General features: G+C 45.5%; 7 protein-coding genes. 5 read left to right on the top strand and 2 right to left on the bottom strand.

Features of this window, described 5'->3' with window-relative positions:
* Window positions 1-32: 32 nt before the first annotated feature.
* The 5 genes from FAM09_RS22025 to FAM09_RS22005 all read left to right on the top strand — a co-directional run bounded on the left by FAM09_RS22025 (window position 33) and on the right by FAM09_RS22005 (window position 8240).
* The gene (locus tag FAM09_RS22025; RefSeq protein WP_136579306.1) at window positions 33-2291 is read left to right on the top strand and encodes a GH92 family glycosyl hydrolase; all 2259 of its coding nucleotides are present in this window, start codon (window positions 33-35) and stop codon (window positions 2289-2291) included.
* Between the two features lie 83 nt (window positions 2292-2374).
* A complete protein-coding gene (locus FAM09_RS22020; RefSeq protein ID WP_136579305.1) occupies window positions 2375-3913 on the top strand; it encodes a glycoside hydrolase family 28 protein in 1539 nt (512 codons plus the stop codon).
* Window positions 3914-4271: 358 nt separating this feature from the next.
* Window positions 4272-5036, top strand: coding sequence for an SDR family NAD(P)-dependent oxidoreductase (locus FAM09_RS22015; protein ID WP_208025634.1), 765 nt, complete (start codon window positions 4272-4274; stop codon window positions 5034-5036).
* Between the two features lie 326 nt (window positions 5037-5362).
* Window positions 5363-6193: a 5-dehydro-4-deoxy-D-glucuronate isomerase gene (gene kduI, locus FAM09_RS22010; protein WP_136579303.1), complete on the top strand. Its 831-nt coding sequence runs from the start codon at window positions 5363-5365 to the stop codon at window positions 6191-6193.
* A 70-nt stretch (window positions 6194-6263) separates the two neighbouring features.
* Window positions 6264-8240, top strand: a complete 1977-nt coding sequence (locus tag FAM09_RS22005; protein WP_136579302.1) for an alpha-L-arabinofuranosidase C-terminal domain-containing protein — start codon at window positions 6264-6266, stop codon at window positions 8238-8240.
* 264 nt (window positions 8241-8504) lie between these two features.
* Here FAM09_RS22005 and FAM09_RS22000 read toward each other — a convergent pair whose 3' ends face one another.
* Together FAM09_RS22000 and FAM09_RS21995 are read right to left on the bottom strand one after the other, a co-directional pair.
* Entirely contained in the window at window positions 8505-10337 is a 1833-nt protein-coding gene (locus FAM09_RS22000) for a RagB/SusD family nutrient uptake outer membrane protein (RefSeq protein ID WP_136579301.1), read from the bottom strand.
* A gap of 31 nt (window positions 10338-10368) precedes the next feature.
* Complete coding sequence (locus tag FAM09_RS21995) at window positions 10369-13548, bottom strand: SusC/RagA family TonB-linked outer membrane protein (protein ID WP_136579300.1); 3180 nt, start codon at window positions 13546-13548, stop codon at window positions 10369-10371.
* Window positions 13549-13553: the final 5 nt, after the last annotated feature.

The following is a 13553-nucleotide window of genomic DNA, read 5'->3' as shown; positions in this document are numbered from 1 at the left end:
AAGTATATATAGATTGTTGTAAATTCAACTTCATGAAAGGTAGTATGCGTAGGGTAATTGTTAAAAGTATTGTTTCGTTTTCCTTTTTCTTATTGTTCCATTCCTTGTCATTTTCGCAGCGCTTTACTGATCTTGTAAACCCGTACATTGGTACAGCGGGTCATGCGCACGTGTTCCTGGGAGCCAATGTGCCTTTTGGCGCGGTACAACTGGGACCTGATAATATTTTCAGGGGGTGGGACTGGTGCTCAGGGTATAACTATACGGATAGCATTATCAAAGGTTTTTCACACACCCATTTAAGCGGCACCGGTATGCCCGACCTGGGTGATGTGCTCATTATGCCTTTTACCGGCCAGGTAAAGACCGGTATGGTTACTGCGGAGGCTCCAACTGCAGGTCCTTCTTCCCGCTTCTCCCATAAAAAAGAAAAAGTAAAACCGGGGTTTTATGCCGTTACATTAGATGATTACAATATACAGGTGCAATTAACGGCTACCGAGCGGGTGGGTTTTCATCAATATAAATTTCCTGCCAACACTGTCGCCCGGTTGTTGATTGATCTGAAAGAAGGCATCGGCGATAAAACCACCGATACATATCTTGAAAAAGTAAATGATTCCACCTTGTTGGGATATCGTTATTCGAAAGGCTGGGCGCCCGATCAGCGGTTGTATTTTGCGATCCGGTTATCGGCTCCCATGCAGCAATTTGAAGTGTACGATAGTTCAAAAAAGCAGGCGGGCAATTCGGCGAAGGGAGATGCCATAAAAGGAGTCATCAGTTTTGACAAAGCGCCTGCAACCATCCTGCTCAAGGTGGGCATTTCACCGGTTAGCTCAGAAAATGCACTGGCGAATATTACAGCAGAAATACCACATTGGAATTTTGACAAGGTGGTGAAGGATGCAGATGCCAAATGGAACCGCGAACTGGGCAAGATCGTCATCGATACCAAAGACGCTACCGCCAGAAAGATCTTCTATACTGCATTGTATCATACCATGATCGATCCGGCATTATTTAATGATGCCAATGGCGAATACCGGGGCGCTGATAAAAAGGTGTACAAAGGTTTTTTTAATAACTATACTATTTTCTCTTTGTGGGATACCTATCGGGCTTTGAATCCATTGTATACCATCACGCAACCGGAAAGGGTGAATGATATGATCAACACCATGCTGCGCATTTACAAGCAGCAGGGGAAATTACCCATCTGGCACCTGGCCGGCAATGAAACCAACCTCATGCCGGGGATGAGTGGCGTACAAATAGTGGCTGAAGCTTATTTGAAAGGGTATCGCGGCTTTGATACCGCCCTGGCTTTTGAAGCAGTAAAGAATACTTCGCTGCGCAATGAGTTTGGGCTGGATTATGTAAAATCGCTCGAATACATTCCGCATAACAAAGTGCAGGAATCAGTAGCCAAAGCCATGGAATATTGCATCAGCGATGGCAGCATTGCGTTGATGGCAAAGCAAATGGGCAAAAAGGAAGATGCGGAGTTGTTTTTAAAACGGTCGCGGTATTACCGGCATTATTTTGATAGCACTACTAAATTTTTCAGAGGGAAGAATGAACAGGGCGAATGGAACAAAACATTTGGTCCGGGGCGCACAAGCCATCCCTGGATAGATGATTATTGCGAAGGCAATGCCTGGCAATATACCTGGCTGGTACCCCAGGATGTAGAAGGGCTCATTCAACTAATAGGCGGAGACACCGCGTTTGTAAACCGGTTGGATGAATTCTTTAAGCTGAAAATAGAATTCGATCCGCAGTCGCCGCCTGATATCTCCGGAATGATCGGGCAATATGCGCATGGCAATGAACCGGGTCATCATACCACGTATTTATATACCTATGCCGGCGCACAATGGAAAACGGCTGAGAAAATTCGTTTCATTTTAAAAGAACAATACCTCGATAGCACCGATGGCATCAGCGGTAATGAAGATTGCGGACAGATGTCGGCCTGGTATATTTTCTCCGCATTAGGTTTTTATCCCGTATTTCCGGCCAGTGGTGCGTATGTATTGGGCAGTCCGCTGTTTGATAAAGCCACCATTCAACTACCAAAAGGGAAAACGTTTTCGTTAAAAGTATTACAGAACAGTCCAAAGAATATCTATATTCAACGCGTAATTCTAAATGGCAAACCCTGGCCCAATACTTATATCACCCATAAGCAGATCACACAGGGCGGAACGATGACAATTGTGATGGGGAATAAACCTAATGTAAGTTTTGGGAAATTGCCTGTTAACAGGCCGCGGTCAGGTTATTGAGTTGTTAGTTATTAAGTTGGTAAGGTCATGTATTCAATCACTAATAACTCAATAACAAAAGAACTCAGAACTAAAATAATCATATGAAAAAATCAGGCGTATTCTTCTTATTAATGATTGTTACAACAGGCGTTTTCAGTCAACAAAAAAAAGTATTTGACATAACCACTTTCGGCGCTGTTGGCGATAGCGCTACCAATAATACAGTGGCTATTCAAAAAGCCATCGATAGTGCTGCTGCTGCTGGCGGGGGCCGCGTATTGGTGCCTGCCGGAAAATTCGTAACCGGTGTTATCCAGTTGCGTTCGGGAGTTGAATTGCACGTATCGGCTAATGCTTTGCTGTTGGGTAGTACCAAGCGTTCAGATTATGGCGGCGTTCGCGCATCGGCCCTGATCATTGCCGACAAGCAGGACCATATTTCCATCACGGGTACCGGCACCATCGACGGGCGTGGGCGTGAAGTGGTAGCGGATGTTGACCGCATGTTAAAAGAAGGTACGCTGCAGGATCCCCAATGGCAAACGGTAAATCCCTGGGGGCAAATGCGCTCGGCGGAGTTCAACCGCCCGCACCTGCTTACTTTCAAAAACTGCGACCAGGTAACCATTACCGGCGTACTTTTTAAAGATGCCGCCTGCTGGGTGCAAACGTACCGGGAGTGCACCAATCTAACTATCGACAGTATCCGCGTACAAAGCACGGCATACTACAATAACGATGGTATTGATATCGATGACTGCCGCAATGTTATAGTTACCCGCTGTAATGTGAATGCCGATGATGATGGCATTTGTTTAAAATCTGGTAATCCCAATACCTTTTGTGAGAATATCGTGATCAGCGATTGCATTGTGCGTTCCAGCGCCAGTGCCCTGAAGTTTGGTACGGCATCGCATGGCGGATTCAAAAATGTTACGGTAAAGAATATCAAGATATACGATACGTACCGGTCGGCCATTGCGCTGGAGTCGGTAGACGGCGGTACACTGGAAAATATAACGGTGGAGAATATAAAAGCAACGAACACCGGCAATGCCATTTTTATTCGCCTGGGCCATCGCAAAACGGAGGCGGCAATAGGAAAAGTAAGGCGCATCAGGATCTCTAACGTTAAGGTAGAAGTGCCCGCCGGCAAACCCGATAAGGGATATGAAATGGATGGACCGGTGGTTGCCTACCCGCACAATGTTTTTCCTGCTTCCATAACCGGTTTACCCGGTCATCCTGTTGAAGATGTTATATTGGAAAATATCAGTATTACCTACGAAGGCGGCGGTAATAAGCAGGTGGCGCATTTTGCCATTGACTCCCTGCAAAAGGTACCCGAAAAGGCGCAGGATTATCCTGAATTCTCCATGTTTGGCGAATTGCCCTGCTGGGGGTTGTATGTACGGCATGTCACCGGCATTCAGTTAAAGAATATCAAGATGCAATACCAGAAAGAAGATTTTCGGCCGGCTGTTATTTTTGATGATGTACAAAAACTGCAGGTACAGGGATTGCAGATCCCAACCGCCAAAACAGCTCCGGTCATAGTATTAAAAGACGTACCAACTCCCGTGCTGCAAACAATGAAACTGCCGTTTGAGAAAAGCAAAGCGGTGATGGTTTGGAAATAAGATCTCCTTTTTTTGCATTTCCTACTTAAATAGTAGAAAACAAGCATGCCAATTACATTGTGCCATATGTGTAATTGGCATTTTTGTGTCTGAAATTATCCTGGCACAAATTACGTAAGCCTGTGAACAGCAAACAGATAGACTTCTCCCGCGACAAAATTTGGTAGTCCGCCCCTCATACAGGAAATTGCAGCCCGGTTACAACTCGAATCGTGAAGCGTGAAAGGTGAAACGTGAAAGCAGAGGCGTCGAATTCTTTTTCACGTTTGCTGTTTGCCGTTTCACGATTTTTTCATGTGACCGCAAGGAGATTCACCTTTACCACCATTGTACTTAGTTAACAACATTCAATATGAGCATTCTTTCAAAATTTTCCCTGGCAGGCAAAACCGCACTGGTTACAGGCTGCAAAAGAGGCATCGGTAAATCCATTGCTGTTGCACTGGCCGAAGCAGGCGCCGACATTATTGGCGTATCCGCCAGTCTTGAATTAACAGGCAGTAAAGTTCAGCAGGAAGTAGAAGCTACCGGCCGTTCTTTCAAAGCCTATCAGGCCGATTTCAACGATCGCAAAGCCTTGTACACGTTCATCGACAAAGTAAAGGGCGAATGTGCGCCGGTTGATATTTTATTTTGCAACGCCGGCACCATCATGCGTAAACCCGCCGCCGAGCATCCTGACGAATACTGGGATGAGGTGATCAACGTAAATCTTAACGCCCAGTTTATTTTAAGCCGCGAATTTGGCAAGGACATGATCCAGCGGGGAAGTGGTAAGATCATTTTCACCGCCTCTTTATTGAGCTTCCAGGGTGGTATTACCGTGCCCGGATATGCAGCCAGCAAAGGCGCTATCGCCCGGTTGACCATGGCATTGTCGAACGAATGGGCTGGCAAAGGCGTACAGGTGAATGCCATTGCACCCGGTTATATTTCAACCGACAATACCGAAGCATTGCGCAATGACCCTGAGCGTGCCAAATCGATCCTGTCGCGCATTCCTGCGGGCCGTTGGGGCGAAGGTGAAGATATGAAAGGCGCGGCCGTTTACCTGGCTTCTCCTGCCTCTGATTATGTTACCGGAACTATTGTTACGGTAGACGGCGGATGGATGGGAAGGTAGTTGGAAATGTAAAATGAGAAATGAAAAATGAGAAATGAGAAAGTGAGGACAATATTGAATATCCAATGTTGAATGTAGAAGTAGAAGGCGGGGTAATGAAAAATGAGAAATGAAAAATGAGGAATGAGAAAGGAAATACAAATATCGAATATTGAATATCCCATATAGAATGTAGAAGTAGAAGGCGGGGTAATGAAATATGAAGAAGGGTTTTGCTCGTTGCCTTTATGCCTCGTTGCCTTGTTGCCTTCAATGTTTGAAGTAAATAATCTTAAGGAAAATCATATCATAATTCCCGTAACCGGATCACGATTAAAAAAACAATCATGGATAACCGATTAGCTATAAGTCCGAATGAAGCAAAGCAAATGGATACTGCTGCTTTGCGGAAGGCTTTTTTGATAGACAAAATTTTTGAAGCAGATACAGCCCATTTTACCTTGTCGCATTACGACCGCTATATTGCGGGCGGCATTATGCCGGTGACAAAGCCAGTAAGCCTGCCCAACCCGGAAAAACTGAAAGCGCAGTTTTTCCTGGAAAGAAGAGAAATGGGCATCATCAATGTAGGCGGCAAAGGCACCATTACTGCCGATGGACAAACCTTTGAGCTGGATTACAAAGAAGCATTATACATTGGTAAAGGAACGCAGCAGGTAGCGTTTGTATCAGCCGATGGCAACAAACCCGCCAAGTTCTATATTAATGCAGCGCCGGCGCATCATACCTATCCCACCAAAAAAATATCCCGGGCCAATGCAGATGTGGTGGAACTGGGCAGCCCGGCTACAGCCAATCACCGCGTGATCAACAAACTGATCGTAAACAGTGTACTGGAAGTTTGCCAGTTACAAATGGGCATGACAGAATTAAAAAGCGGCAGTGTATGGAATACGATGCCGGCTCATACCCACGATCGCCGCATGGAAGTGTATTTCTATTTTGAAGTGCCCGATGGTCAAAGCGTTTGTCATTTCATGGGCGAACCGCAGGAAACACGGCATATCTGGATGCAGAACGAGCAGGCCGTGATCTCCCCCAACTGGAGCATTCACTCCGGCGCCGGCACATCGAATTACACATTCATTTGGGGAATGGCCGGTGAAAACCTCGATTATGGCGATATGGACCATTGCGCCATTCCTGCATTGAGATAAATATTTATATATAAATTTGAAGTGTCCCGGTTAATGGTTGTTAACGAATAAAAACTAAGAACAAAATAGAATGAAACAACGAATTGCGCTTTTGCTATTGGCCATGACTGCACTTGGTGGACCAATTTTTTCGCAACAAAACCATACGCTGGTTGTAAAAGCAGCACAACCAACGGCAACCATTCAGCCTACTATGTGGGGTGTGTTTTTTGAAGATATCAACCTGGGCGCTGATGGTGGTATTTACGCTGAAATGGTGAAGAACCGCTCATTTGAGTTCTTTAAACCACTAATGGGCTGGACGGTGAACCGTAAAAAGTTTGTGGAAGGCGAAATGCTGGTCATAAACCGGGGCGTGGAAAACACACGCAATCCCCGTTTCCTGCGCGTTACCATGAACAATGCAGCAAAAGGCGATCTGGGTTTAACCAATGAAGGCTTCCGGGGTATGGGTATTAAAAAAGGCGTACGGTATGATCTTTCTTTGATGTATCGCCAACCTCAGGCACAAACGAAATTACATATTGAACTTATAGACACAGCCAAACAGGTTATTGGCGATACGGTGTTGTCGCTCACCGAAGCAGGCGACAACTGGCACAAAGCAGCCGTAAGCTTTCATGCAAAGGAAACGGTACTGAAAGGCAAATTGAATATCTGGTTTGAAGGAAATGGTACAATAGACCTGGATATGATCTCCCTGTTTCCCGGTGATACCTGGAAAAACCGTCGCGGCGGCATGCGCGCCGATATGATTCAACTGTTGGCCGATATGAAACCCGGTTTTATTCGTTTTCCCGGCGGTTGTATTGTAGAAGGATTTGATTTAACGAACCGTTACCAGTGGAAGAATACCGTTGGCCCCATTGAAGAAAGACAGTTGATGATCAACCGGTGGAATATTGAATTCCCGCACCGCGCTACCCCGGATTATTTTCAAACATTTGGTCTTGGTTTTTTTGAATACTTCCAACTGGCAGATGATATTGGCGCCGAACCGTTGCCTATTCTTAACTGCGGTATGGCCTGCCAGTTCAATTCTGCAGAAGTAGTGCCTATGCAGGCTATTGATCCCTATATACAGGATGCGCTTGATCTTATTGAATTTGCCAATGGCGATGTAAGCACCAAATGGGGCAAGGTGCGGGCCGAAATGGGCCATCCCGCTCCATTTAACCTGAAGATGATGGGCATAGGCAATGAGAACTGGGGTCCCCAATATATTGAGCGATTGAAAGCATTCCAGGCGGCCATCAAAGCAAAATACCCCAACATAAAACTGATCTGCAGTTCAGGAACTGATCCCAATGGCGAGCGGTTCGATTATTTAAATGGAGAATTGCGCAAGATGAATGCAGATTTCATTGACGAGCACTATTACCGCAAACCGGAGTGGTTCTTCCAGAATGCCCGGCGATATGATAGCTATCCCCGCACCGGCTCAAAAGTATTCGGTGGGGAGTATGCATCGCACGTAGACAAAACCGCTGGCGGCAACCGCAACACCTGGCTGGCTGCCATTTCAGAAGCAGCTTTTATGACCAGTCTCGAACGCAATGCAGATGTAGTTCAGATGGCTTCCTATGCGCCGTTATTTGCGCATATTGATGGCTGGCAATGGGCGCCCGATCTTATCTGGGTGAACAACCTGCAGGCATATGGCACTCCCGATTACTATGTACAAAAATTGTTCTCCCTGAACAAAGGTTCCAAAGTAGTACCCATTTCATTGAACAATGATGTAGTGGCCGGTCAGGACAGCCTGTATGCTTCGGCCTGTATCGATGCTGCTACCAACGAACTGATCATTAAAGTGGTAAACGCGTCCGACAAACCGCAGAACAATACGTTGCAACTGGAAGGCGTGAAAAAGCTCGCATCCAAAGGAAAACTGACTGTTATGCAGGCAGAACTTACTGCTTTGAATTCGTTCGACAGTCCAACCAATGTAGTACCTGTTGAATCAACGATAACAATAAAAGGTAAAAAAATAACACTCAATAATTCTCCCTATTCATTCAGCGTGTTACGGGTAAAGTTGGAATGACGATCTATTAATCATTATCAATCTTGTCAACCTTATTTATTTAATAAAAGCGGGTACGGATCAGAGAAACTGACTGAAACAAAGTTTAATGCAATTGGGATTGATCAAAAAAGTCTTTATTTGATGGCTACCCGGTTTGATGGCTGGATGGTTTGATGGCTGGATGGCTGAGCCTGCAGATATTCGGGATGATCTGCGAATATCTGCAAGCTAATTGTTCAACGATTAACCATCAAGCAATTAAACCATCAAACCATCTAAGAATTACTTCCATTTGAATGGCAGGAACCAATTGTCTTTGTTAGATAATTTGGCTCTGATACTTGCCGCAAGGCCCGGGTTGCCTGCCCGTTCAAATTTGGTGGCTATCTTATTGGCCAGGTAGCTGGGGTCATTTTTTCGTAATGCAACCCGCACAAGATCGGGCCAGCGATTTCCTTCATAAGCCAGTTCCAGCGCATTTTCATCAATGATCATGTTTTCTACGAACTGCTGAAAGCCGAGGCTGTCTGATAATGGTTTGTTAAAGCCGCTGGCGGCCAGGTTGAAATATCTTGCCGAATCAAACTTAGCCGAACGCAATGCAGCGCGGCCACGAATGCCCTGGTTGCGGTACCAGTTATTACGGTAAGATGGCGCATCCCCTTCGCGTGCATCAAAATCATAAGGGTAGGGCAGGAAGGTTTGCTGCCATTTCGTAACATCTCTTGTACGGGCAGCGCCAGGCAGTGTGTCATATGTTTCTTTAATGCCTCTGTTCGTTAATGCATACGCTACTTTCATTTTGCCGGCCCTGTTGGCGGCCTCTGCATAATGCAAATGCAGTGTTGCTGCTCTTGTAAGGAACCATTTTCCTGCTTTGTTGAAGGAATTAATGGGTAAAAGATTTGTACCGAGATAATTATAGAGGTATTTCATAATTACCGGCTGGCCGTTTATTGTACGCCAGGTAAACAGGCCCCTGGAATCGAGTGGAAAATTATCTCTTAAAACTGCTGCCGCCGTAGAAGTGCCCGATGCATATGTAAATACCTGCGTCTGGGAATTCCAATTGTCCATGGCCAGTTGAGATGGTTTTACCAGGTAACTGCCACCATTGGGCGAGAAAAGATCGATCAATGGATTTTGCGGTTCAAAATTTTTGTCGAAAGGCAGCACCCAGATCCACTCGTAGTTGAACTGGTTATCCTGGCTGCGTTCAAAAAGATATCTCCAGCCGGGTGTATAAACCAGGGAAGAAAAATCCTGCGCTCTTGTATAAAAGATACCGGCATCGGAAAAACTTGATATCCGGTATTGGTTAAAAAAAGCTTCGCTGTTGCCGGAAGGGCCATTGATCTCCATTACTCGTTTGTAACGATCGGCTGCTTTGTCATACTGACCGTCCCACAGGTACAGGTCGCCCAACAGGATATTTTTATTGATAAAGAACCGGGAGGTGCTGTAGCCATCCACAGTTGTCATCAAGGTAGTACCGGTTGGATAATCTTCTGTAAACGGTAACTTTTCGGTAAAGGAAACCAGTGAATCGATCAGCGCTTCCAGCTTTACCATAGGGAATTTCGACATGTCATTCAGGTCTGAAGCTTCTTCCAATGGCGAGGTTACGTATGGGATCTCACCAAAATGAATGCCCAACTGAAGGTAAACCCATGAACGAATGGAAGCTACATCAGAATAGCGCTGTCTGTATTCAATATCCTTCAGTTTGCTCTCACTGATCATGATATCAAAATTGTACAGCACATCGTTGCAGTTGATAATGACATCATAAAAAGGCCGTGGGTCGATATATGGATTGTCGGCTTTGGCTGAATGCGTATTCAGTTGTTGCAGGTTTTCATCGGCATTCAGGGTAACGTCCATCAGATCGCCCCGTAATTCATTCAGCAGGATGTATGGCTTTGCCAGCTTCATCAGCTTGCCATACACGCCGATCACTGCTGCATCGGCATCAAAAACATTCCGGTACATCTGGGTTTTATCAACCGCGTTCTCTGGTTCTACGTCAAATATTTTTTTGCACGAAGAAATGGCCGACACGCAAGCCACAGTTACCAGCAGTATTGAATAGCGTTTTATTATTGAACCTCTCATAGTATACACAATAACTTTTTAATAATAGTAATTACAAACCGATCCTTGCGCCCAGCAATATGGACCTGAATTGGGGTTCCAGCGTATTGTCTACCCCCTGCCCGAAGATGCTTTCTGTTGCACTGAATTCGGGATCGTATCCTTTATACTTTGTTAAGGTGATCAGGTTGTTACCGGTAATATAAACCGTGGCATATTTGAAAAAGCCTGGTTTCATGGGAACATTATAGGTCAGCGACACACTTCTTAAACGCATGTAAGAACCATCTTCTATCCAGCGGTCAGAAAAGCGGCTGTTGCCCATCGGGTCGCCCCAGGTTGCTTTTGGAATGGCGGTTTCCTGTCCGTTCGTTCTCCAGCGATTTCTCACCGCCAGTGTTTGGTTATTGGTGCTGGAAACAGCTTCCAGCTGGTTGCGGGTATAATTGTACAGGTCGTTGCCTTTTACAAAGGTTACCAGTACATCCAGTTCAAACCTTTTATACTGGAACCTATTGGTGAAAGCGCCGGTAAAATCAGGATTGGGATTACCAATTACCTGGCGGTCGTTGGCGTCGATGATCTTATCGTCGTTAAGATCAGTAAAACTGATGTCCCCGCCCTGGAATGGCACCAGGGTACCATCTGCTTTTTTAATAGATAAGCCTTCTGCTGCGGCATCAGCATCGCTCACATATACACCGTTCGATTTGTATCCGTAAAAAAGATTGGGTGTGCTGCCGGGTTGCGTAATATAGGAGGCGCCGGCAAAATCAGTGATGATGTTCTCTACAGGCAGTTTATCGATAGTAGATTTGTATTTGCTGATGTTCATTTCAACATCCCATTTGAAGGAGGTGTTGTTGATTACGCGTGCAGCCAGTGATGCTTCAATACCTTTCGTGGTCATACCGCCTGTGTTGGTAATGGCGTAGGTAAATCCTGATGCAACGGGCGCTGGTTCATAAACGATCATTTTATTCGTTTTGCGCTGATATACATCTACACTGAAATTGACCCGTTCGTTCAGGATGGCGGCATCTATACCTCCATTCAGCAGGGTAGATGCTTCCCATTGCAACTGGTTGTTGCCGGTACCGCCCCGGGTAAGCCCCTGCATACCTAACAGGTTTTGTGAAACATAGTATTGGCGGGCAGTGAAATTGCCAATATCATCATTGCCCGATAAGCCATAAGAAGCCCTTACTTTCAACAGATCGATGAAGTTGCTTTTCATGAAGTTTTCAGAAGATACCAGCCAGGCAGCGGCTACGGAAGGCAATACCGCATATTTATTGCCGTTAAGGCCCGGTGCGCCCGGAATATTTTTTCCAAAACGGGATGAACCGTCCATGGCCACATTCACAGACACAAAATATTTGCCGGCATAATTATAATCTGAATTAAAATAAGTGCTTAACCAGTGCGACTTTCCCATATCGCCACCTATTCTGCGTAACGCATTCACACCATAGCCCACACTTACCAGTTCATCAGTAGCTGAGTTGAATCCGAGTCCAATATCCTGCTCGGTTTTACCAGAGAGGTACCGGATGCCCACGCGGGATGACAGCTCGTGTACGTTTTTAAACGTTTTGCTATAAGTAAGTCGGGTATCGTTATACAGCGAAAAGAGTGTTTTAACCTGTGAACCCGACCGGCTATAGGCAATATCATTGGCCAACGTATCGGGGGTTACGCCTTTACGGGGAATGAAGAAGTTTTCCCGCACCTTATCGCTGGTAACAGCTATCGTGGAAGATAATGCCAACGATGGGGTGATCTCATAATTAAACGCAACAGATCCTAAGAAGCGATAACTTTTATTGCTGCCCAACGCGGCATCGGTGATGGCTACCGGATTGGTAACGTTGAAGGTATCCCGGTCGGCCAGCAGCGGCGATTCAATGCCTTTGTCAGACAATTCCTTGAAATACAACAGCGGTGATTTGGTAAGCGCCAGGAACACCGGGTTGGTTTTGTTCGAAATTCCCTGGTCCCTGAGATTCTGTTGATTGAAGGTAAAGCTAAGGTTGGTAGTGGCGGTCATCCGTTTACCCAGGTTCAGGTCGCCATTGAAGCGCATATTGAACCTGGAGAAATCAGTATTCTTAATAACCGCGTCATTGCCCATATAGCCCAGTGAAAGACCGTATTTAGCGATGTTATCGCCACCGGTTACTTTTAAGTATATGTTTTTGGTGGTGCTTTTATTGAAAATAAGGTTCTGCCAGTTGGTATTATTATGGTATAGATAATATAAGGGATTGTTCGGGTCGTCGTTCATGTAAGGCTGGCTTTGAATGTCTGCATCACTCATACCTTTTGATTTGAGTATTTCGGCCAGGTACATGCGATGATCAGCCGCTTCCATAACCGGTAAATTGGCTGGCGCCATATTAATGCCTGCATAGGTGGCAAAATCTATTTTTGTACCTAATTCCCGGGCACGTGCAGTAGTAATGAGAATGACACCGTTCGCGCCTTTGGTTCCATAAATTGATGACCCGTCTTTTAAAACAGTGATATTGTCAATATCTCTTACATCGATGGTAGATAACGGATCGGTATAATGATTTTTGATGATAGAACCACCGTAATCATTATTGTCGAAGATCACGCCGTCTACTACGATCAATGGCGCATTGGTAGCATATAAAGATGACGTACCACGCAGGAATAAAGTAGCGCCGATATTGGGCGTGCCCGAGCGACGGGTCGCATTCAGTCCTGCAATTTTTCCCTGTAGCCAGGAAGAAGGCGTTTCTGTTACCCGGTCCCATGTTCCATTTGTTTGCACGGAAGTAGTAGCATACGGCGTACGGCTCTTCATTGATTGATTGAAAGGTAACTGCGCTGCATCATAATACGACTGATAAGGATTTTCATAGACGGCGGCTGTTATATGATTGCGTCCCTGCAAGGCTATTTCCTTTGTTTGATAGCCTTCGCTTTGCAGGATCACTGAAACGTATTTTGATGGAACTTCTATGGTAAAGGTTCCGGTACTGTCTGAAATAGCAGCCGAATAATTTTTATACGTTGCCCGAATACCGCTCAATGGCTTTTTGGTAACCGCATCTGTAACCAAACCGGTAATTTGAACAGCGCCTGGCCGGTGTTTTTTTATAACGATAACACTATCTTCCTGGCCGGGCTGATGCTGTGCTGCTGCATGTAATCCCGCCAAAGCCGGCAGAAGTAATACAGTTAATTTTTTCAATAGCTGCATGTTGG

The sequence above is a fragment of the Niastella caeni genome (assembly GCF_004834005.1).
Taxonomy (GTDB): Bacteria; Bacteroidota; Bacteroidia; order Chitinophagales; family Chitinophagaceae; genus Niastella; species Niastella caeni.
This window is presented reverse-complemented; position numbering and strand designations above follow the sequence as displayed.